Source organism: Flavobacterium sp. UM26 (assembly GCF_057922445.1).
In genome coordinates, this window is sequence record NZ_JBVHCY010000003.1 from 85421 (window position 1) to 108480 (window position 23060).

Here is a 23060-nt window from a genome sequence, read left to right on the forward strand (position 1 = left end):
GGTAGAAAAGTTTGGGTTAGTCTTTTTGGGGTAAATCAATGATAGTTTCTTTGCTTTCATTGCCATAAAAGTCAATAAAAGTAAGGGCAAAAGCTTTGTTTTTGTCTATGTCGCTTAGCGGAATACTAAAATTGATTATCGTTGCTTTTGGGTCAACAAAATATTTCGTCATAATTTGACTAGCTTCTTGAAGGTCGATTTTGGAGTCTCGTTTGGCACCATACACCACTACATAACGAATTTTTGTATTCAAAGGCATTGGTAATGTAAAAGTGCAATTGGTTGAATCAATTTCAATTTTATTTACCACAGGTGTATCTATTACAATGTGTTTTGAATTGGGAACAGGCAACGGAATTGCAGGATATTTATACTGATGGTTTTGTATCAATTGTGTCACATCTTGATGAGTATTGACAAACCATTTGGCACTATAAAAAGCATTTCCTTGTACATTAGCATAGCTCCTGGTCAAATCAATTTGATTTGGAATTTCGTGAATGTTATTCCATTTTTTGTCTGAGTCACCTTTGATTTTGTAGGTGCTGTTACCCATATAGAGATTAACGCCATTAGTGTTTTCCGACCACCATTTTAGTAGTTTGGCATAAGAAGCCGTTTTGTGGTCTATGCTCCAATACAGTTGGGGTAAAAGATAATCTATCCATTTGTTCTGCATCCAAAGAATAGGATCGGCATATAAATCATCATAATTGGTTTGTCCAGATTGGGTATCAGAACCTTTAGGGTCCATTGATTTGTTTCTCCAAACACCAAAAGGGCTAATGCCAAATTGAACCCAAGGTTTGTGATTTTTGATAACTGAATGTATGCTTTTTACAAATGTAGTTACATTGTTTCTTCGCCAATCTGCGAGATTCATCCCATTACCATACTTTTTGAAGGATTCAGTATCGTTAAACTCTTCTCCTTTAATTTTATAAGGATAAAAATAGTCATCAAAATGAATGGCATCAATATCATATTTTACCACCACTTCTTCAACTACTTTGGCTAAATGATTTTGAACTTCGGGAAGTGCAGGGTTGTAATACATTTTTCCTCCATATGTAATCATCCATTCTGGATGTTTGAAAATATCATGATTGAGGCTGAGTTGTGCCTTATTCAAATCAAAAGTTGCTCGATATGGATTAAGCCAAGCGTGGAATTCGAATCCTCTTTTGTGGGCTTCTTGTATCATCCATTCCAAAGTATCGTAATATGGAGTAGGAGCTTTTCCTTCTTTATTTGTTAAAAATCTAGACCAAGGTGCTAATTCACTAGGGTAAAAAGCATCTCCAACGCTTCTGATTTGAACGATTACAGCATTGTAGTTAAGTTTTTGATAGGTGTCAAGAATCTCAAGATAGTCTGCTTTTTGTTTAGCAACTGAGTCATTACTTTTTTTAGGCCAGTCAATATTTACGACAGTAGCAATCCATACGCCTCTGAATTCATTTTTAGGAAAATGTTCTTTTCTTTGTGCTTTCGCTTCGGTTATGATAGCAATGAATAAGATGAATAGGAGAAGTGCTGCTTTAATTTTGGTCATTATGTAATCGTTTATAATGCATCCAAAAATAGTTTTTTTTTACTTATGAAAAACGAATTATAATTCAATAAATTCCCATCAACCTCATGCTTGTAGAATATTCATGCGCTTTTCGAGTTTTTTTGTTTTTTAGTAATGCAATAGATGGTTTTTACTTAAAAATAAAACCACATTCCAAACTGTTAGAATGTGGTTTTATTTTGGGCAAAAAAGGCAGTAAATAATTTGGTTATTTATTATTTACAATGATTATTTATCTACCGATTTTATAAACTAATTTTATATAATTGCTTCCTACAACTGGTATGCCGTTCAAGCTTTTTCTTTCTTTCCAATTTGCATTTCCGTACATGGCATTAATGTCTACTCTTGGTAAAGCATTGAACATGTATTCTACCGCAATTGAATCAGAGATATGAATACGATAAGCAAGATTAGCGCCAACACTTAAATGTGAACTTTTTTGTTCCGATGAGATGCCACCGCCCCAATTTCCCCATCTATTGATTAAAGTTGGTTCGATAGAGGGAATAATAGTTGTTTTTATGTTCATGCTACCAATTCTCGCATGAAGCGGAATGTGATACCCAAAACCAATGGTGTTTTTACTAAATTGAATCATAGAAAAACGTTCGTATCCTACATTAATTTCGAAATTTCTTGAAACCATTGCGAATTGTAAAAGATAATTCAGACCACTTTTGTTGTCTGTAGGTTCGCTTCCAGAGACTAAATTTCTTGCATCTAAGGCACCAGAGAAAGAAAGATAGTTTTCTTTGTCGCTTTGAGCAAATGCGATAGCGCTAACGAGTAAAAGGAATAAAGTTTTCATGGTCTGTGGTTTTAAGTTGGAGTTTTAGGTCATCGTTACTGTTTTTTTTGTTTTGATTATCACTTATGAGAATGATTGTTTTTATTTTGATCGAGTTCATAAATAAATGCGCCCAATTCCTTTGTGATTTTATCTAAATCTTTTGCAGATTCTTTGATAAGTTCAATAAATTCTAAATTTTCTTCGTTTGTATTGGTTATGTTGGTCAACAAATTGGCTAATCCCAATATATTGGTAAGAGGCAATCGAACTTTGTGCGAAATGATAAACATGATTTCTTCCAGTCCTTTGTGGATGTCTTTTTTTAATGTTCTCTCGGATCTTTTCAATTCTTTGAATTGTTGCAATAACTGTAAACTCAAATCTTCTTTTTCAATTTGCAAGTCTACCAGCGATTTTCTTAATTCATTGATTTCAGATATAAGTTTTTTCTTAGTGTTTATAGAGTTGTAGTCGTTTTCAAGTACTTCTGGATATTGAGTACTGTTTTTTGGATTTGAGAGGTAACACTTGAAACTATTGCTTTCTTTTGGATTATTCATTTCGCAGATTTTTAATTAATTAAAACAAATAATTTCTGGACAAGATGGAAAGAATAACAAACTAACTTTTTTTAATATTTTATAGCTTAAAAATTAAGAAGTTAGTTGTAAAAAAATAGTCGTCACTATTTTCTTGGTTCGAGATGTTTGAGCTTTTAACTCAATATATAATCCTATTTTATTGTGGTATTTTGCTATATTAAATTTACGAAATTCTTGTGGTTTCTCTTGTAAGACATAATTAAGATTTGCCTCGAATGTTAAAATTTAACCTTTTTTTGTAGTAAAAATTGTTTAAAATATAATTTTAAGGTCTTTTTTTTATAAATTATTTATAGTTAAATTCTTGCGTACTAGTACTTTGTGGGATTAAACAGTATTTTTTTTTGTGAATAAAAATGTGTTTAATAGTAATAGTATTGTATTTTATCGGTTGAATAGTGCTTTTTATCGAGGAAATGAGATTTTTCCCATACTTATTTCTGGAATGTTATTATTTTTTTTTGAATTGTTTAAACTTCCTGAAATAGTTTCATTTGCAAGAATTGCGAATAATATAGCTTCTTTAGCGTCTCCATCAATTCCTAATGATGCTGTTGATGTAATGGGAAATGGAAGTAACTCTTTTAAATATTGAAGCAATAATGGATTGTGAATACCACCGCCAGAGATATAAATGGTAGTGGCTTCGTTTGTATTTATAGTAGATTGGCTAACTTCAATTATGGCTTCTGCTATTGTTTCGGCACTAAATCGGGTTAGTGTTGCTAGGACATCTTCAACTTCAAGATCTAAGTTATTGGATTCTTTGAGAGCATTTTCCAAATATGTTTTACTAAACAATTCGGGGCCTGTACTTTTTGGAAAAGAGGTGGTAAAAAAAGGATTATTTTTTAATGCTTTAAGTAAGTTGTGGTTTATCGATCCTTTTTTTGCAATGGCTGCATCAATATCGTATCCTAAGTTTGGAAAATGTTGTCGGGTGTAGGCATCCATTAAAGTATTACCAGTGCCAGTGTCAGTAACAAAAATAGAATCAAATGAACTAGATTTGGGTATTACCGTAAAATTTGCAATACCTCCAATGTTGAGCAAGATTCTATTCTCAGTGGTAGAATGAAATAAAAAATAATCGCCATATACGGCTAATGGAGCGCCTTCTCCACCTGCTGCCAAATGTTTTTGTCGAAAATCAGAAACCGTGATGCATTGTGTGGTTACGGCCAAATGATCTCCGTCTCCAATTTGTAGCGTTGCATTAGGTAAGTTTTTTTGTTGATGTAAACTTTTCGGTGCGTGCATAACCGTTTGTCCATGGGAAGCAATCAAATCTACATCTGCAGAAGTCAGTTGCCATTGGTGCAAACAATCCAAGACTATTTTTCCGTGTAATAGCCCAATCCATTCATTAAGTATGGCTAAATGTTGAAAGTCAATATTTTTTTGAGCAAATACTTTTCTTATAGCTTCTTTGGTATCATCATCATAGGGGATAGTTACAAAATGTACTAAAGTTACTTTAGTATTTATTCCTGAATCTGCAATTTTGCAATAAGCTACATCCAATCCGTCGAGTGAGGTTCCAGACATTAATCCAATAATATTTCTTTCCCTTTTTTGTGCGATTGTAAATAGTGATTGAAGATTTGGATTCATGATATTGTATTGACTAATTGTTCAGTCTCAAATGTACTATAAAATTGAATCTTGCCAAAGTAGTAGCAGTTTTCGAATGAACAATATAGCTTTTTTAATGAAAATTATGCTTTGCTTAGCGTTCTGTTTATGGCTGTTTTTGATTTTAATACGTTTTTTTTGAATAAGAAAAGCTTCGTTTTTGGAAGCATTCCACAAAAATTATGTTATCCTTATTCTTTTTCCTAAAAAAATATTGAATTGTAAGCTTGATACTAAGGATATTACTAATTTTATGCCCCATGTGAATTAAATGTTAGTAAATTATAATCATAAAATTATTAATTTTTTCTTGCATGTCCATTTTATGTATATATTTGACTTTTTTAATACGATAAAAAAGAATTATTTATTTTAATAGTGATTTTTAAAGATAAAACTAATTTCGAAGTGAGTTCTTTTTAATTTTTATGATACAATAATTTAATTTTTAGTTTTAAAAGCATTTATTTGCAAAGCATACATTAATTAACCATTACCGATAAAATTTAAAAAATGGCATTAAAAGGTTTATTTAGAAAAAAGACTGTTCAAGACATTTTAAAGCAAGTTGAGAAAAATAATTCAGACGGGCATGAAGCTTTAGGTAAGCATTTGACCGCACGTGATTTAACCGCTTTTGGTATAGCCGCCATTGTTGGAGCAGGAATTTTTAGTACCATAGGAAAAGCTAGTGCTGATGGAGGTCCTGCAGTTATTTTCTTGTTTCTGTTTACCGCCGTTGCTTGTAGTTTTGCAGCATTTGCTTATGCAGAATTTGCCTCTATGGTTCCGGTATCAGGAAGTGCTTATACCTATTCTTATGTGGCTTTTGGAGAGATTATCGCTTGGATTATCGGTTGGGCTTTAATTATGGAATATGCTGTAGGAAATATTACTGTGGCAATATCATGGAGTGATTATTTTACGGGTTTACTACAGAGTGGTGGTATTACTTTGCCGCAATGGGTACAAATGGATTATTTAACAGCATCTAATGGATTCAAAGATGCAACAGCCTTAATGCAAGGAGGTAAATCTTTCGAAAACTTATCAGCAGCTACCCAAGCAGCATATACAGCTTGGACAACTTCTCCTACTATTGGTTCATTTCATTTGGTGGCTGATTTGCCTGCTTTATTGATTATCGTATTGATTACTGCTTTGGTTTATCGAGGGATGAAAGAGTCTCGTAATGCTAGTAATTTGATGGTTGCTATAAAAATATGCATTGTATTGCTAGTTATAGCAGTTGGTATCTTTTATGTCGATACAGAGAATTGGTCTCCTTTCGCACCGAATGGAATTACTGGGGTTTTAAAAGGTGTGTCAGCTGTGTTTTTTGCTTATATTGGTTTTGATGCTATCTCTACAACTGCCGAAGAATGTAAAGATCCACAACGCGATTTGCCAAAGGGAATGATGTGGGCTATTGTCCTATGCACACTTTTGTATATAGCTATTGCCTTGGTATTAACAGGTATGGTGAGTTACAACGAATTGAACGTTGGTGATCCATTAGCTTTTGTTTTTGATAAATTAGATTTGAAATGGATGTCAGGTATCATTGCTGTTTCTGCTGTAATTGCCATGGCTAGTGTATTGTTGGTTTTTCAAATGGGACAACCTCGTATTTGGATGAGTATGAGTCGCGATGGTTTGTTGCCAAAGAAATTTTCTAGAGTGCATCCTAGATTCAAAACTCCTTCTTTTGCTACAATTGTTACTGGTTTTGTAGTTGCCGTACCCGCTTTGTTCTTAAATTTAACTATGGTTACAGATTTATGTAGTATTGGAACTTTATTTGCTTTTGTTTTGGTATGTGCTGGTGTTTTATCCTTACAAAACAAAACTGATATTCCAAGAGGTAGATTCAAAACACCTTATATCAATTCGAAATATATCATGCCTTTATTATTAGTTGCTGGATTAGTCATAGCTTTTGGTTTCAATGAAAAAGCAACTATGGATTTTATTACCAACAAAACTCAAGTGAATGATCCTTCTTCCATTGTAACTTCATTGAATAAAGAAGAAACTCAGAAGGTTTCTGAATATTTGGTGGCACTAGAAGGAGTAGCTGCTTCAGAGGCTTCTTCAGATTTAGAGAGTGTTTTGAGTAAACATGCCGAAGACGATGCTAAATATGCAGAAGTTGTAGCTGGACTACCTATTTCAGATGCGATTAAATATGAGAGTGGTTTCAAATTGTTTAAACATAAAATACCCATGTGGATTTTCTTATTCTCATTAATTGGATTGAGTGTGTGGGCTTACAAACAAAATTTATCTTTGATCCCGCTCCTTGGTTTAATTTGTTGCTTGTACATGATGGCAGAATTAAGTGTATGGAATTGGATTTATTTTGGCGTATGGTTGTTAATCGGTTTAGTCATTTATTTTAGCTTTAGCCGAAAAAATAGTAAACTAAATTCAGAAGCAATATAAAAACTTAACATCAACAACTAACCTCTTAGTGCAAACTAAGAGGTTTTTTTGTTACTATACTTGATCTACTTTATTGGTTTTCTATTGTTTGTATTTTATTTAATATCTTTATACATAATGTTTTACATTTATAAAATAGTTTTTATCTATTAAAAATAAAATATCAACAGATAAAACTATGGTAAATTAGCAATCATTAAGATATCAATTTAAATAATCATACTATGGAAAGTAACAGTAATTCTTCTAGTGGAAGTGGAAAATGTCCGTTTTCTAGCGGTGCGCTAACCCAAAGCGCAAGCAAAGGTACAAGTAATCAAGATTGGTGGCCTAAATCCCTCAATTTGGATATTCTTCATCAGCACGATAACAAAACCAATCCTTTAGGAGCATCTTTTAATTATGCCGAAGAATTTAAAAAATTAGATTTAGAAGCATTAAAAAATGATTTAAAAACTTTCATGACCGAAAGCCAAGAGTGGTGGCCTGCTGATTGGGGACATTATGGTGGTTTGATGATTAGAATGGCGTGGCATTCTGCTGGAACGTATAGAATTGCTGATGGACGTGGAGGTGCAGGAACAGGAAATATACGCTTTGCTCCCTTAAACAGTTGGCCTGATAATGGCAATTTGGACAAAGCCAGAAGGTTATTATGGCCAATCAAAAAGAAATATGGTAATAAAATTTCATGGGCCGATTTGATGATTTTAGCCGGTAATATGGCCTATGAATCAATGGGACTCAAAACATTCGGTTTTTCAGGAGGTCGTGAAGATATTTGGCATCCTGAGAAAGATGTATATTGGGGAGCAGAAAAAGAATGGTTAGCCAAAAGCGGTAGTGAAGGTAGCAGATACTCAGGTGAAAGAGATTTAGAAAATCCGCTAGCTGCTGTTATGATGGGTTTGATTTATGTAAACCCAGAGGGTGTAGACGGACAACCTGATCCTTTAAAAACAGCTCATGATGTTCGTGTTACTTTCCAACGAATGGCAATGAATGATGAAGAAACGGTAGCATTAACTGCTGGTGGTCACACAGTAGGAAAAGCTCATGGGAATGGCGATGCTTCCAAATTAGGACCAGAACCAGAGGGAGGTGCTATTGAAAATCAAGGTTTAGGATGGTTAAATCCCAAAGGTAACGGAAATGCGGGAGATACCGTAACTAGTGGTTTAGAAGGATCTTGGACGACTCACCCTACTCGTTGGGATAACGAATATTTTGACTTGTTATTGAATCATGATTGGGCGTTAACCAAAAGTCCAGCGGGAGCTTGGCAATGGGAACCTACGAACATCAAAGAAGAAGACAAGCCTTTTGACGCACACAATCCATCAATTCGAAGAAATCCAATCATGACAGATGCTGATATGGCTATGAAGATGGATCCCGCTTACCGAGCAATTTCTGAGCGTTTTTATAAAGATCCAGCGTATTTTTCAGAAGTATTTGCTAGAGCTTGGTTCAAGTTAACACATCGTGATTTGGGACCTAAGTCACGTTATTTGGGTGCCAATGTACCACAGGAAGATTTGATTTGGCAAGATCCTATTCCAAATGTAGACTACACTTTGTCGGAAGCAGAAATTGATGAACTAAAAGGTATACTTTTAAACAGCGGATTGACAAGGACAGAATTAATCAATACGGCTTGGGATAGTGCAAGAACATTTAGAGGTTCTGACTTTAGAGGTGGAGCTAATGGAGCACGAATCCGATTAGCGCCACAAAAAGATTGGCAAGCCAATGAACCAGAACGATTACAAAAAGTAATTGCTAAACTTACCGAAATCCAGGCTAGTTTGCCTAAAAAAGTTAGTATTGCCGACTTGATTGTTTTGGGAGGAAGTGCAGCTATAGAAAAAGCAGCGCAAGAAGGTGGTTTCAATGTAAAAGTACCTTTCCATGCAGGTAGAGGAGATGCTACACAAGAAATGACTGATGTAGAATCGTTTGAAGTTCTAGAGCCTACAAACGATGCTTTTAGAAATTTCATGAAGGCAAAATACGCAGTACAACCTGAAGAACTGATGCTTGATAAAGCCCAACTTTTAGGATTAACAGCGGCTGAAATGACGGTTTTATTGGGTGGTATGCGTGTTTTAGGTACAAATTATAAAGGAACCAAACATGGTGTTTTTACGGATAATGAAGGAGTGCTAACTAATGATTTCTTTGTTAACCTAACTGATATGAACTACAGTTGGAAACCCGAAGGTGATAATTTGTATCACATTGTAGACAAAAAGTCTGGTATAACTAAATGGACAGCTACTAGAGTTGATTTGGTATTTGGTTCTAATTCGGTTTTAAGAGCTTATGCTGAGGTATACGCACAAGACGATAACAAAGAAAAATTTGTTACAGATTTTATTAACGTTTGGACCAAACTGATGAACGCTGACCGTTTTGACTTAGCGTAAAATCATCTTGTTCTATAAAGATAAGTGGGCTTTTTGGCCCACTTTTTTATTTTAAAAAGTTTAATTTTTAAGCAAACTATTTTTTATGTTTTTAATCATAATTCAGGATTTAGAAAAAAGCACACCCTAACCCTTTTTCGGAAGTAGTCAAGCTGATAATAATAATTTTAGATTTGAAACTTTTTCACTTAATGTTTATAACCCTAGGATGGAATATTCTTTTTGTGTACTCGTCCGACTTTATAGGCGGTGAGGTATACATAAAGATAAGAAGGACAGCGGGACCAAACCTGATGAAATCCCAAATTTTGTACTTTTAAAAACACTTAAAATTTTAATTTATAATGATTTTTTGAGTACATTTCGGCATGAAAAAAATAGTTTTTTTATTTTTCTTATTCCAATCTTTTTTGGTTTTTTCTCAACAAGATGCTTGGGTGTATTTTGGTGACAAAACCAATGTTCAAAACTATTTAGACAATCCTCAATTGATGCTCTCGCAGCGCGCTATTGATAGAAGAACGCGACAAAAAATTGCCTTGGACAGCAAGGATGTTCCGATTCCGGCTTCGTATATAAAAGCTGTAAAAGAGTCCACTGGAATCACAGTCATGGGGCAATCAAAATGGTTGAATGCGTTGCATGTTCGCGGGACTCAAGCTGATATTACTTCTCTTAAAAATTTAGCTTTTGTTACTAAAATTAGTTTCGCAGACAAGTCTTTAAACACGACAGGCAAAACAACTATTTCTGCTAAAAATCAGCAAGTACAAAAAAAATACAACACCGCAATCAACTATAATTATGGCACTTCAGCTAATCAAATTCAGATGTTGAATGGTCATTTATTGCATCAGCAAAATTATACAGGGAGTGGTAAAATTATAGCAGTTTTGGATGCTGGATTTCCTGGTGTAGACACCCAATCGCCATTTAAAAAATTGAGAGATAATAATCAGATTTTAGGTGGTTATAATTATGTGAACAGAAGTGCAAATTACTACACTGGAGATAATCATGGCACTTTGGTGCTTTCGACTATGGGCGGGAATCAAGACCAAGCCTTGGTAGGAACGGCTCCCGATGCGTCATATTATCTTTTTGTTACCGAAAATGATGCGTCAGAAAATCCTGTGGAGGAAACATTTTGGGTAGAAGCCGCAGAGAAAGCAGATAGTTTGGGTGTAGATATCATCAATAGCTCCTTGGGTTACTTTGATTTTGACAATCCAAATTATAATTATACTTATGCTGATATGAATGGGACAACTACCTTTATCAGTCGTGGTGCTGAAATTGCTTTTAGTAGAGGGATGCTTGTGGTGGCTTCTGCCGGAAATTCAGGAAACACAACTAATCCCAATATTGCTGCTCCAGCAGATGCCGTTTCTGTGCTTACGGTTGGTGCGGTAACAGCTAGCAAGACAAAAGCTTCCTTTAGCTCAATTGGTCCCTCTTCTGACGGTAGAGTAAAACCTGATGTGATGGCGCAAGGTCAAGCATCTGTAGTTTCGGATGAATTGGGTAACATTGGAACGGCCAACGGAACCTCTTTTTCTAGCCCGATTCTAGCAGGAATGGTGGCGTGTTTATGGCAAGCTTTACCAGATAAAACCAATAAAGAAATTAGAGATTTGATTGTTCAATCTGCCGATAAATATTTGTCTCCAACGCCACAACTAGGCTATGGAATTCCTGATTTTAGTGCGGCTGTAAATAAAGGCCTTTTAGCGACTATAGACAATCAGCATGCTTCATTTTCGTTGTATCCCAATCCTAGCAAGGGAACGGTTTATATGACTTTACCTTCAGCAGTAGACGAGGTGCAGCTTACAATTTATTCGTTACTGGGACAAAAAATAATGGAGGTTCCTTTTACAAAATCAACTCCTTCTTTTTCTGTAGAAACCTTATGGAATGGCGTATATTTATACACTATTCAAGGGAATAATTTTTCTGCTCAAGGAAAAATCATCAAATATTAATTTACTATTAAATGAATTCAATAATAAAGCTTTTTGGTATTCAATATCCAATTATTCAAGGAGGAATGATATGGAACAGTGGTTATAAATTGGCAAGTGCTGTGAGCAATGCTGGAGGATTAGGTATCATTGGTGCTGGTTCTATGTATCCTGATGTGCTTAGAGAACACATACAAAAATGCAAGAAGGCGACCGATAAGCCTTTTGGTGTCAATGTTCCGATGTTGTATCCGAATGTGGAAGAAATAATGAATATCATAGTGGAAGAAGGCGTTAAAATTGTTTTTACTTCAGCTGGAAATCCCAAAACTTGGACCGCATTTTTGAAAGAAAAAGGAATTACAGTGGTGCATGTGGTCAGTAGTTCGGTCTTTGCTTTGAAAGCACAAGAAGCAGGAGTAGATGCTGTTGTTGCCGAAGGTTTTGAAGCTGGAGGGCACAATGGGCGAGAGGAAACGACTACACTAACTTTGATTCCAATGGTGAAGCAAAAGATAAACATTCCTTTGATTGCTGCGGGCGGAATTGCCACAGGAAGAGGAATGCTTGCGGCAATGGCTTTGGGAGCTGATGGTGTTCAGGTGGGAAGTCGTTTTGCTGCTTCAGTAGAATCTTCAGCTCACGCTAATTTTAAAGAAGTAATCGTCAATGTAAGAGAAGGGGATACGCAATTAACATTAAAAGAATTAGCTCCTGTTCGCTTGGTGAAAAATAAGTTTTACAATGATATCCAAGAATTGTATGCAAAATGTCCTACCAAAGAAGAATTAGTGGCTTTGCTTGGTAGAGCTAGAGCCAAACGCGGGATGTTTGAAGGTGATTTGGTCGAGGGCGAATTAGAAATTGGTCAGATAGCTGGATTAATCAATGAGATTCAACCTGTAAAAGAAATTATAGATACTATGATAGCCGAGTTTCAGCAAGCCCAAACTGAACTAGGACAACTCCAATTTTAACCTCAAACCTAAACACCGCCCCATGTCAAAACCTACTATTTTATGCTTGTCCTTTGTACTGTTTTTTTGTTTTCAACTATCCAATGCTCAAACTTATAAGTTTCAAACTTCGGGTTACAGTGTGTTAGAGAAAAACGAAAAAGGAAAATGGGGAGATTGGTCCGAATTGGATTTAATCAATATCCCAATTACGTTAGACACTTCTAAACATCGAATCGTAGTTTACACTCCAATGCTTCAGTTGTACAATATTCTTTCGTATGCAGAAATTGAAGAAAACAAAACCGATATTATTTACTCTTTTGAATGCAAAGATGAAAATGGCGATGCTTGTACTTTGATGATTATTACTCGAAAACAACAAGGGAATCGCAAGCAGTTGTATATCAGTTACGAGAATAGAATTTATTTGTATAATATTTAGTGATTAGTTTTCAGTGATTAGTCCTTAGTGAAAAGTAATTAGCTTAGAAACCACAAACCAAAAACTATAAACCAAAAACTATAAACCAAAAACCTTTACCCTTTCTCAATATCTTTTATAAACTCATCATATTCGAGATAGAAAAGTTCTAAAGCATTCATTTTTTCGAAGAAAAAGTCAAAAATGTACTCCCAGTGATTGCGATTGCTCATGCTATACCCATTTTTTTCAACCCAAATGCGGCTGATGGTTTTGCCATTTTCTAAAGTATAGTTTTTTTCAAAGACCAAATCTTTGATGAATTCGTCTTCCAAAATAGCTTTCAAGGCTTCGAGTTTTTCAAAATATTGAAAACGTAAGTCATCATTTCGGTGCTCGATATCAATAAGTACTTGGGCTTTTTTATTATCTGCAAAAAATTTAAAAGAGAAATCTTTAATTTTTGTATCATACAATACCCATTTTCTTGGGTATTTCTCGGCGAAGGCCACCCAAAAATCGTGTTTTAACCTTTGATTTTCTGCTTTGCTGTACATTTGAATTGAATTTAGAAAGTTTGGTTTGTATTCCAAACAAAACTATAGTATATTTATTGGAATGCTTGCAAAAATAAGTTTTACCTATGAATTTTCAAGATTTTCAGCAATATATCCCTCAAATACTTGAGGCTCCGCTTCCTGCTTTTGCTTCACATGTAAAAATGGCACCAAAAGAACGAATCGAATCCTTGAAAGCGTTTAGTTATGCCGATAAAAATCCTCGAAAAGCTGCGGTTTTGATGTTGTTGTACCCAAAACAAGAGGAAACTCATTTGGTATTGATTGAAAGAAATTCTTATGAAGGCGTGCATTCGGCTCAAATTGCTTTTCCTGGTGGTAAGTTTGAAAAAGAAGATGTGGAATATGAAACTACAGCTTTGAGAGAATCCGAGGAGGAGATTGGAATTTCGCGGAAGCAAATTGAAGTTATTCGACCTTTTTCTCCTTTGTACATTCCGCCTAGTAATTTTTTGGTACATCCTTTTTTAGGGGTTGCAAAAGAGACGCTTCATTTTGTTTTAGATCCGAAAGAGGTGGCGAGTATCATCGAATTACCATTGTCTGATTTTTTGAGCGATGCGCTTTTACATGAGACTAAACTGACGACTTCTTATGCTACTAATATTGCAATTCCAGCATTCAAAATCAACCAGCATATCGTTTGGGGTGCTACAGCTATGATGTTGAGTGAGTTAAAAGAGGTTTTGTGTTTTGTATTTAAAAAATCATAAATAAGTGATTTTTTCCTTGATTTATTGTAAAATTATTGCAAGTTTAGCGTTTTCTAAACGTTAAGAAAATATGTCGTATCTTTGCACTCCAATTTCAAAAAAGAATTATTATGGGATTATTTAAAAGGAATCCTTTTGGTCATATCCTTTTTATAAAGAAATGGTTAATCCGAATTTTTGGTGTTATTACCCACAGAAGGTATCGTGGTTTTAATGAATTACAAATAGAAGGTTCAGAAATTATTCGAAATTTACCAGATACAAATGTGTTGTTTATTTCTAATCATCAAACCTATTTTGCCGATGTTGTTGCCATGTTTCATGTGTTTAATGCGAGTTTAAGTGGTAGAGATGACAGTATTAAAAATGTAGGTTATTTGTGGCAACCCAAAATGAATATTTATTATGTCGCCGCCAAAGAAACCATGCATGCGGGATTACTTCCAAGAATCTTGGCCTATGTAGGTGCGATAACAGTAGAAAGAACTTGGCGATCTAAAGGAAAAGATGTTATCGAAAAAAGAGAAGTCAATCCTAATGATACTGAGAATATTAAAATTGCTTTGGCAGATGGTTGGGTGATTACCTTTCCTCAAGGAACTACAAAATCATTTAAACCCGTTCGTAAAGGAACCGCGCATATCATCAAAGAACACAAACCTATTGTGGTACCGATTGTAATTGATGGCTTTAGACGTTCTTTTGATAAAAAAGGCTTACGGTTAAAAAAGAAAGGAATCTTGCAATCGTTTATCATTAAAGAACCTTTAGAGATTGACTATGAAAACGAAACAATTGAAGAGATTGTAGAAAAAGTAGAATACGCCATCGAGCAACATCCTTCCTTTTTAAAAGTAATTCCTGCCGAAGAATTGGAAGTTCAAAAAGAATTGAATAAAATGCGAAAATGGGAATATTAATATAAAAAAGCGGTCAAAATTTTGACCGCTTTTTTTATAAATCTATTTTCTTTAATTCTTTGTAATTATCTAATAAACGTTTGAGTAATCTACCATAAATCAAACGATAGAATAACCAAAAAAGCCCCAATATCAATACGATAAAAACAATTAGAATCGAGAAAGTAATAAACATTACTGTAAAATTGCTACCTATTTTATCTGTAAGTACAACTGTTTCTGGATTGTATTTGAAGGCAATATAAAAACCAATAAATAGCGATAGTACCAATTGTCCAAGGTTGTAATATACATAATAGTTGACTGTTTTTCTCGTCTTTAGAATGTCACGCATCAGTTGTTTGGTCGAGGCCGTGGTAGAAATTATCTTATAATTTTTGTAAAAAAGATAAATGAATGTAAATATTATAAGGTAACTAGCATAATTATAGGTGTCAAAATATATTGAAAATTCTTCATGTTTCATTTTTTTGAAATAATCATCTATATTAACACCAATAGATAAAACAGACCACAAAATCAATTCCAAAACACTCAATATCAAAATCCACTTCACTATAGAAGAGGATCTTTTATGAATCATCTTGTAAATCTCATTTTCAGTCACTTGTTCAAAAGAAGCTTCATTCTTTTGCCAATCTTTTTTTAACAAATCCAGTTCTTTCATTAGGCTAGTGGATTTAGTATTTTTTTTAATTTCCCCTTAATTCTGTTCATTTTAACTCTTGCGTTGACCTCGCTAATTCCCAATGTTTCGGATATTTCAGTGTAATCTTTGTCTTCTAGATACATAAAGATTAAAGCCTTTTCGATATCGTTCAATTGGTAAACTGCTTGGTACATTAATTTTAATTGTTCTTCCTCTTCATAATCATATTCGACCTCAGGAGTATAATGTTGTCTGCCTTCAAATTCAGTTGTGGCCACTGAGCGTTTGTCTTTGCGATACAAGGTTATAGCCGTATTTAGCGCGACTCGATAGGCCCACGTAGAGAACTTACTGTCGCCTCTAAACTTGGGAAAAGCTTTCCATAACTGAATGGTGATTTCTTGAAACAAATCCTTATGCGCGTCCTCACCAGAAGTATACAGCCTACAAATCTTGTGGATGATATTCTGGTTCGCTTGCAATTGCGAGACAAAGGATTGTTCTAAAGTATCGGACATATAGTCATTAGTGGTTCAAAACTGATTTTTGTTACAAATAAAATTGTTTTTTTTAAGGAGCACAACTTTTGGGGATACAATAACGAGTCGTCCCGCTATCCGTTACAATCTTTGTGAGCTGAACCCCAGCTCACAAAGGATTTTCACTACTATCGGGGCTATTTTACACGTTCTGTTTTCATAAGAAATACGAGTTACAACGTATGCTGCTTAAAATAATTCACCATCAAATCTACGTATTTACTATAGCCTTCCATTCCATCTTTTTGTTGGTTCATTTTTAGGAAGTTGTCGTAAAAAACATGAAATCCTTTGTCGATAAAAGTGTCGTATTGTTCCCAAAAGGTTTCACTTTCCTTGAAGTTAGCTAGTACTCCAGGATGAATTGTTTTTAAAAAGAGTGCCACTTTTTTTTCATCTCGTGCTTGCCAATTTCGCAAACAATAGCGCAAGGCCAAACTGTATCCTGAATATTGAATGTATGCATCTTTATTTTTTATCGAAGCCAAAAAACCAATGAAATTGCACTCACTTTCACTAGCAAAACCTATCTGATGCGCCATTTCGTGATTAGCAGTCATCGGAAAACTGTACAAAGGTACCAAACTATTCACTTGCGCTTCGTTGGTAAACGGATTCAAATAGCCACCAAATCCCATATACGTCAGCGGAATACTAAAAAGAGATTTCTTGATGCTTAAGTGAGTGTATCGAAACATCGAATGTTCAAGAGCCAAGTTTTGGTATCCATTCCTATTCATCTCAAACAATTGCGATTTGGAATAAGGAACAACTACTTTACGATTTTTGTCTTTCATTAGTTCCAACTGAATCGCATTGGTTTTGGCAATTAGTTTTTGAGTAAAAATTGCTAAATCTGCATCTGAATACTCTCTTTCAATTTTCATTTTTTCATACAGCGGTTCTCGGTAGTAATTGAGTCCCCAAAGCAAATGAAAAAGAAAATAAACTACAGATAAAAAACTTAATATAGAAAGCGATATGGCTTTCAATTTTTGCTTTGATGATAAGTTTTGCGAGCTTTTATTTTTTTTGAAAATCCAAAACCAACGAATCACCCAAATAATTAGCAAAGCATACAACACATCGCCCAACGAAAAAGGAACTTTCCCTAAACTGATTCTCAAACTATTCGAGATAAAGACATAGAGGCCATTACTGTACCAACTTTCGATGAATGCTGGAAAAAATCGAATGATTTTCAATGCTACAATTTGAAATACGAGGAATAGCGGTAAAAGGTATTTTCTTTTCAATTTTTTTTTAGTGTAAATATAAATACTATTGCATTACCTAAATAAGTAGTTGGTAAACTTTGTAACTTTGAAGAATTATTATTTTACACTGTTATTTTTAAAAATAAGACAAAACAATGAGTCAAGAAATAAGAAATTTAGAGCCTAAAGCACTTTGGAATCAATTTGCTGATTTGAATGCCGTACCACGTCCTTCTAAAAAAGAAGAGCAAGTAATCCAATTTATGAAAGATTTCGGGAATCGTTTGGGTTTAGTAACCTTTGAAGACGATATCCGAAATGTAATCATACGCAAACCGGCTACTCCAGGAATGGAAAACCGCAAACCCATCGTGTTGCAAGGCCACTTGGATATGGTTCACCAAAAAAACAACGATACCGTTTTTGATTTCGAAACTCAAGGTATTGAAATGTATGTCGATGGTGACTGGGTACGTGCTAAGGGAACGACATTAGGAGCTGACAACGGCTTGGGTGTAGCGGCAATTATGGCTGTTTTAGAAAGTACTGATATTCCACATCCTGCCATTGAAGCCTTGTTTACTATTGATGAAGAAACAGGAATGACAGGGGCACTAAACCTTCAAGGCGGTATTTTGCAAGGTCAAATATTATTGAATCTAGATACCGAGGAAGATGATGAAATCGACATTGGATGCGCAGGTGGTATCGATGTAACCGCAACAGCCGAGTACGATGAAGAAGATACACCAGAAGGTTCTGTGGGTTACAGTATTACGGTAAAAGGGTTGCAAGGCGGACATTCGGGTATGGATATTCACAAAGGGTTGGGGAATGCCAACAAAATAATGAACCGTTTGCTGTTTGATGGTTTTGATAACTTCGGTTTACAAATTGCTTCGATTGCTGGAGGAAGTTTGCGTAATGCGATTCCAAGAGAGAGTGTGGCCAAAGTGATTATTGCTGCAGTTTACGATGAAGCTTTTGTATTTGATATGCAACAAATCGTAAACGAGATTAAAGCGGAGTTTAAAACGACTGAGCCAAACCTTGAAATTGTTTTTGAAAAATTAAAAACTACTCCTAAAAAAGTAATGCCTTCTATAGCACAGTTTTATTTTGTGCGTTCAATGTATACCGCTCACAACGGCGTGTATCGTATGAGTGCCGATTTTGACAATCTGGTAGAAACGTCTAACAATATTGCCAAAGTAATGGTAGGCGAGGGACAGTTGACCGTACAATGCTTGACCCGTTCTTCGGTAGAGTCTTCCAAAATGGATTTGGCCAATGCGTTGCGTTCTGCCTTTGAATTGATGGGGTGCGAAGTGGAGTTTTCTGGAGCATATCCAGGATGGACGCCTAATCCAAAATCTGAAATTTTGGATGTGTTGGTTGGTATTTATGAAAAACAAAATAATGCTAAACCTAATGTAGTGGCTTGCCACGCAGGATTAGAGTGTGGAATTTTAGGAACCAATTATCCAGATATGGATATGATTTCTTTTGGACCAACGATTCACGGAGCCCATTCTCCAGACGAAAGAGCAAGCATCAGTTCTTCTCAAAAATTCTGGAAATTCTTCTTAGAAATTTTAGCAAGTATTCCTGTGAAATAACAAAAAAACCGCTTTTGAATTCAAAAGCGGTTTTTTTTTAGTTTTTCTTCAAAAATAGGATTAAACCTAAAATGCTAACAACTAATATAATTAAGGCAACTAGAACGGTAGACAAGTCCCTAATACTTTTTCCTGCCCAATCCATAAATAAGAATTTATGAAAAATAGCAAACGAATAGCCTTCTATTTTGTCCGATGTTTCAACTAAAGCTGCTACTCTTGAGGTGGAGGTTTCTATGAAATAGGTTTTTTTATTTGGCGTGTCATACGCTAATTTGATTACTGGCAAACGTTTGTTGACAAAACCGTATTCTCTACTGTTGAATGCTGTAAGCTGTTTGGTTTCTAAAAGCTTAGCTTCTTTAATGGCGCAGTTAGGTTCTGTTGTGCTGTTGTCCATTTCACAGCAAGTGGCTTTCTGAGTGTTGTCATCAAAATAATTAGCCAAAAAAGTAGCGTAATCTACATCTAAATTGGGGCGTACTTTGTTGGTGACACTGTTGATGTACACAATTTCGCTAACGGGTTGTGCTTTTTTGTTGCCCCATTTTGGTTTTTCGGTAGCGGTTTTGTTATTGGATTGTAATTCGCAACGGTAATAAATGCTGTCATTATAACGAATCAAACTGGTGTTTTCCAATTTTTTCCAATCTAAAGCTAAGGCTGTATTAGCGGTTAGTAACTCATTGGTTTTAAAAAGGGGTTCGTACACCATTTTGTCTAAAACATAAGGTTCCCATTTGGTTGTAGCGTGATAAGCGCCACTAAAAGCAAAAGTTAAGGTAAAAAACGAAAACCAAATCCCGATTTGACGGTGATACGCTCTGATTCCTTTTTTGGGCGCTAGACTGTCTGTTTTTTTGAATTGTTTCCAAAATAAGCCATAAATTACAATCCCGCTTATGGCCGAGAAGAAGATAATGCCAAGGAAGATGAACATCACGACTATTCGGATGCTGTTGTTGCTAATCCAATCCATAAAAGCCCAGTTGTGAAACGTGTCAAAAAACCAAATGAAGGCTTGTCTGGATTTTGGGTTATAGGTGGCCAGTTTGCTCGAAGCGGTTTCTACATAAATCTCCATAGCATCTGGACGATTGTACGTGATTTTGTAAACCGGTAAATAGCGATTGATGTATTTGTACTGCGAATTGAACTCGGTTACTACTTCTGTTTTGGCGATAGTACTTTCTTGGTCTTCTAAAAAATAACGCGAAAGCCAGTGTGCGTAGCGTTGGTCTCCGTTTTCTAGTTTTTTGGCGGTTGAAGTATCAAAGTATAACAGTGAATCTTTTTCGGTTTTTACTTGATAATAAGTAGCCTTGTCAAAAGATACTATTCTGAAATTTTTGAAGGTGCTGATTTGGTTTTTTAGCAATACTTCTTGAAGGGAATAGTTGATTTTTGAGGAGTCGATGGTTGCTTTTTCGATTTGCTCATTAGCAATTGTGGGTTTGAAAAAATGCGCCATAAAAGGATGCATTATCCCTGACAGTGTCCAAAAAATAACGGGCACAATCGTAATAATCCCAATGGTTTTGTGCCAAGCGTATATTTTTTGCTTTACTTTTTTGATGAATTTCGAATCCTTTTTCTTGGCTGTTTTCTCGTTGTTGAAGGTTGTGCTCATTGTTTGTTTTTTTTAGCCCCGGTAGTAGCGGCATCCTTTTGGGGCGGGGTTCGCCCCAAAAGATACAGCGGATGACGGGATTAGCTCCTAATTATTTTTTTAATGAAAAATTATATTGTAATCCTATTAAGAAGGTTCTAGGTGCGGCGGCAGTATACGACGGTTGTGAGGTGCTTAAATTGGCGCGCGACACATTGAAGGCGTATAATTTATCGGTCAAATTCATTATGTTTCCATAGAATTCAAGGGATTTATAGTGATAGCCCAATCTAAAATTGAAAATATCGTAACCTGCATATTTTACCGTGTTGATTTGGTCTTGGTAGTAGCTTCCTACTGATTGCCATTCTAGAGCTGTTCTAAAATTAGGTAACCAATTTGGATAATAACTGATTTCGGCGTTTCCTGACCATCTTGGAGCTTGAGGCATTTCTTTGCCATCTAAGTTTTTTACTGGATCGGTTGGTCTATCCGATACTTTGAAGTTGATAAAGGTGTGCTCAGCAACAGTTCCTCCAAATCGAATGTGCCATTGCTCCGAAGGTTTGTAGCTAAAACCAAATTCAACTCCTTTGTGTCTTGTTTCACCCGCAGATTGAAAATCGGTTGAATTGTCTGGTTGACGGATGCTTAACAATTCATTTTTGCCATCCATATAGTAGATAGCATAATCAAAATACAATTTGTTTTTTAGAACGTTTATCCAACCACCAGCTTCGTAGTTATCGAAAGTAGCTGGCTCAAGATTATAGTAAAACTCAGCGGGTTTACCAGTGGTTCCACCTGTTCCGGGTTTTGCTCTAAAAATAGATGTGATTCCTGGAGGTGCAAATCCTTGTGCATAATTAGCATAAAATCCAAAGTAGGTAGATGGATTGAAGTTGGCTCCAGCTTTGAAGGTTACTTTGTCGTATATTTTGGTTCCGATGGATTTATCGAGAGCATTGTCATAATCAACTTTCATATTGTCATATCGTAAGCCTCCGGTAAGCACCAATTGTTCAATAGGACTTACTGAAATTTGCGCATATTCGGCAGAATTGTAAATATCTGCTGTGTAGTCCACTAATTTGATGTCTGGTCTTTCTGCGATTTGTTCGTAATTGTTTACTGTTAATCCACCAGGGTTTAAGTTGGCTTTTAAGTCGGTTCTATACGCCCAATAGGTTACTGGAGAGTAGTCATAAAGTACACCCGCTACAATTTTGGTATCCCAAAAGGATAGTTTTTGGGTGTGTTGTGCAATGGCGCCATAACTTTTGAAATTGTTAGAGTTGATTTCACCTGTTGCTGTAGTTTTTCCAGCGGTCCAACGAATAGAGTAGGAAGGATTTTGTCCTAATTTGTTGTCTCTAAAGTAAACCGTCAAGGCACTACTTGAGTTGGCATTCCAATCGTGTTCAAGCGCCAATTTAGTTCGTAAGGCATCGGATTTTCTGTAAGTGAAATCGGTGGTGCTTTTGTAGGTTCTGTTGTAAAATGCATCTTCGTTTACACTACCACTCATATCCGAATAATATTTACCCCACATCATTGTACCGATTAATCGAGTCTTTGGACTGATGTTGAAGTCGATACGGGCATTCAGGTTGTCTTTGTTGTAATCAGAGAAAGCCATCCAGCCATTTTTTTGTAAACTTGAAATTCCAGCTATTTGAAAACCAACTTTGCCAACCGTTGCACTCGCCATAGCCTGAATACGGTGGTAGCCCCATTGGTCGGCTTGGATTCCGAATTTGAACTCTGGGTCTACTGTTGGTTTTTTTGAAATTAAATTGATGGCACCGCCCACAGCTTCAGGTCCATATAATGAAGAAACAGGTCCTTTGACTACCTCAATATTTTGAAGGTTGAATTGGTTGATTTCTAGTAATGCATTGTGATTAAAAATTCCCATGGGGCGAATAGGTAATCCGTCTTCTAGGTATAAGTAATAGGCATTTGTGGTCATAGGTTGACGAATCGCCATAGAATGTTGCTCGTTCCCTAAATTGACCATCAATACACCAGGTATTTTGTTGATTACTTCAAATACAGCAACGGCTTTAGCCTCGTCTATCGTTTTGGCGGTTAGTTTGCTTATGGCCGTTGGGGTTTGTTTACGTTGGGTAGCGGTACGGTTGGCGGTAACAAAAACGGTTTCTAAATCTTGGGTTTTGGTGCTGTCTTTTTCGGTTTTATTTTGCGCAATAGCGATTTGCCCTATTAGTAATAAGGCTGTAATGTATTTTTTCATTTGGTTTTTAGCTAAAAGTCAAAGCAAATAGCATCTTCCAATTCTTATTTGTTTAAGAATTTTGAATAGACATAAGATAGCATTGACTTTTTGTTAGTATAAATTAAACAACAAGTGTTTTTCAATGAGGTAGTC

At 35.5% G+C, this 23060-nt stretch carries 18 protein-coding genes; 8 read left to right on the forward strand and 10 right to left on the reverse strand.

The genetic code is table 11. The annotated features are described in order from the left end of the window. Positions 1-16: 16 nt before the first annotated feature. From ACZ1AQ_RS04825 to ACZ1AQ_RS04840, 4 genes are all read right to left on the reverse strand, one after another. Positions 17-1555: a glycoside hydrolase family 10-like protein gene (locus ACZ1AQ_RS04825; RefSeq protein WP_489631813.1), complete on the reverse strand. Its 1539-nt coding sequence runs from the start codon at positions 1553-1555 to the stop codon at positions 17-19. A gap of 253 nt (positions 1556-1808) precedes the next feature. After that, positions 1809-2387, reverse strand: a complete 579-nt coding sequence (locus ACZ1AQ_RS04830; protein WP_489631814.1) for a hypothetical protein — start codon at positions 2385-2387, stop codon at positions 1809-1811. A gap of 59 nt (positions 2388-2446) precedes the next feature. Then, positions 2447-2929: a histidine kinase dimerization/phospho-acceptor domain-containing protein gene (locus ACZ1AQ_RS04835; protein WP_489631815.1), complete on the reverse strand. Its 483-nt coding sequence runs from the start codon at positions 2927-2929 to the stop codon at positions 2447-2449. 447 nt (positions 2930-3376) lie between these two features. Then, on the reverse strand, positions 3377-4585 hold the full coding sequence (locus tag ACZ1AQ_RS04840) for an anhydro-N-acetylmuramic acid kinase (protein WP_489631816.1): 1209 nt from the start codon (positions 4583-4585) through the stop codon (positions 3377-3379). A gap of 534 nt (positions 4586-5119) precedes the next feature. Between ACZ1AQ_RS04840 and ACZ1AQ_RS04845 the strand changes: the two genes are divergently transcribed. The 5 genes from ACZ1AQ_RS04845 (at position 5120) to ACZ1AQ_RS04865 (ending at position 12845) form a co-directional block, all read left to right on the forward strand. Then, positions 5120-7051, forward strand: a complete 1932-nt coding sequence (locus ACZ1AQ_RS04845) for an amino acid permease (RefSeq protein WP_489631817.1) — start codon at positions 5120-5122, stop codon at positions 7049-7051. Positions 7052-7275: 224 nt separating this feature from the next. Next, on the forward strand, positions 7276-9480 hold the full coding sequence (katG, locus tag ACZ1AQ_RS04850; protein ID WP_489631818.1) for a catalase/peroxidase HPI: 2205 nt from the start codon (positions 7276-7278) through the stop codon (positions 9478-9480). A 368-nt stretch (positions 9481-9848) separates the two neighbouring features. After that, complete coding sequence (locus tag ACZ1AQ_RS04855) at positions 9849-11465, forward strand: S8 family serine peptidase (RefSeq protein ID WP_489631819.1); 1617 nt, start codon at positions 9849-9851, stop codon at positions 11463-11465. An 11-nt stretch (positions 11466-11476) separates the two neighbouring features. Beyond that, positions 11477-12421 carry an NAD(P)H-dependent flavin oxidoreductase gene (locus tag ACZ1AQ_RS04860; RefSeq protein WP_489631820.1) on the forward strand — a complete coding sequence of 315 codons (945 nt, stop codon included), beginning with the start codon at positions 11477-11479 and terminating at the stop codon, positions 12419-12421. 22 nt (positions 12422-12443) lie between these two features. Beyond that, entirely contained in the window at positions 12444-12845 is a 402-nt protein-coding gene (locus ACZ1AQ_RS04865) for a hypothetical protein (RefSeq protein WP_489631821.1), read from the forward strand. Between the two features lie 95 nt (positions 12846-12940). Here ACZ1AQ_RS04865 and ACZ1AQ_RS04870 read toward each other — a convergent pair whose 3' ends face one another. Beyond that, the gene (locus ACZ1AQ_RS04870; protein ID WP_489631822.1) at positions 12941-13381 is read right to left on the reverse strand and encodes a DUF4268 domain-containing protein; all 441 of its coding nucleotides are present in this window, start codon (positions 13379-13381) and stop codon (positions 12941-12943) included. An 86-nt stretch (positions 13382-13467) separates the two neighbouring features. Between ACZ1AQ_RS04870 and ACZ1AQ_RS04875 the strand changes: the two genes are divergently transcribed. Together ACZ1AQ_RS04875 and ACZ1AQ_RS04880 are read left to right on the forward strand one after the other, a co-directional pair. Further along, a complete protein-coding gene (locus ACZ1AQ_RS04875; protein ID WP_489631823.1) occupies positions 13468-14115 on the forward strand; it encodes an NUDIX hydrolase in 648 nt (215 codons plus the stop codon). Between the two features lie 110 nt (positions 14116-14225). Then, positions 14226-15035: a lysophospholipid acyltransferase family protein gene (locus tag ACZ1AQ_RS04880; protein ID WP_489631824.1), complete on the forward strand. Its 810-nt coding sequence runs from the start codon at positions 14226-14228 to the stop codon at positions 15033-15035. Positions 15036-15069: 34 nt separating this feature from the next. Here ACZ1AQ_RS04880 and ACZ1AQ_RS04885 read toward each other — a convergent pair whose 3' ends face one another. The 3 genes from ACZ1AQ_RS04885 to ACZ1AQ_RS04895 all read right to left on the reverse strand — a co-directional run bounded on the left by ACZ1AQ_RS04885 (position 15070) and on the right by ACZ1AQ_RS04895 (position 17479). After that, positions 15070-15702, reverse strand: a complete 633-nt coding sequence (locus ACZ1AQ_RS04885; RefSeq protein ID WP_489631825.1) for a DUF8845 family protein — start codon at positions 15700-15702, stop codon at positions 15070-15072. Continuing rightward, entirely contained in the window at positions 15702-16202 is a 501-nt protein-coding gene (locus ACZ1AQ_RS04890; RefSeq protein WP_064715131.1) for an RNA polymerase sigma factor, read from the reverse strand. The genes ACZ1AQ_RS04885 and ACZ1AQ_RS04890 overlap by 1 nt, the downstream gene beginning before the upstream one ends. 194 nt (positions 16203-16396) lie before the next feature. Next, entirely contained in the window at positions 16397-17479 is a 1083-nt protein-coding gene (locus tag ACZ1AQ_RS04895) for a DUF3810 domain-containing protein (RefSeq protein ID WP_489631826.1), read from the reverse strand. Positions 17480-17595: 116 nt separating this feature from the next. On the opposite strand from ACZ1AQ_RS04895, the gene ACZ1AQ_RS04900 reads away from it, so the two are divergent. Beyond that, the gene (locus ACZ1AQ_RS04900; RefSeq protein WP_489631827.1) at positions 17596-19059 is read left to right on the forward strand and encodes an aminoacyl-histidine dipeptidase; all 1464 of its coding nucleotides are present in this window, start codon (positions 17596-17598) and stop codon (positions 19057-19059) included. A 37-nt stretch (positions 19060-19096) separates the two neighbouring features. Here the strand turns inward: ACZ1AQ_RS04900 and ACZ1AQ_RS04905 are convergent, their stop codons facing one another. Together ACZ1AQ_RS04905 and ACZ1AQ_RS04910 are read right to left on the reverse strand one after the other, a co-directional pair. Then, positions 19097-20689, reverse strand: a complete 1593-nt coding sequence (locus ACZ1AQ_RS04905) for a PepSY domain-containing protein (RefSeq protein ID WP_489631828.1) — start codon at positions 20687-20689, stop codon at positions 19097-19099. Between the two features lie 91 nt (positions 20690-20780). Beyond that, positions 20781-22925, reverse strand: coding sequence for a TonB-dependent receptor (locus ACZ1AQ_RS04910; protein WP_489631829.1), 2145 nt, complete (start codon positions 22923-22925; stop codon positions 20781-20783). Positions 22926-23060 lie beyond the last annotated feature (135 nt).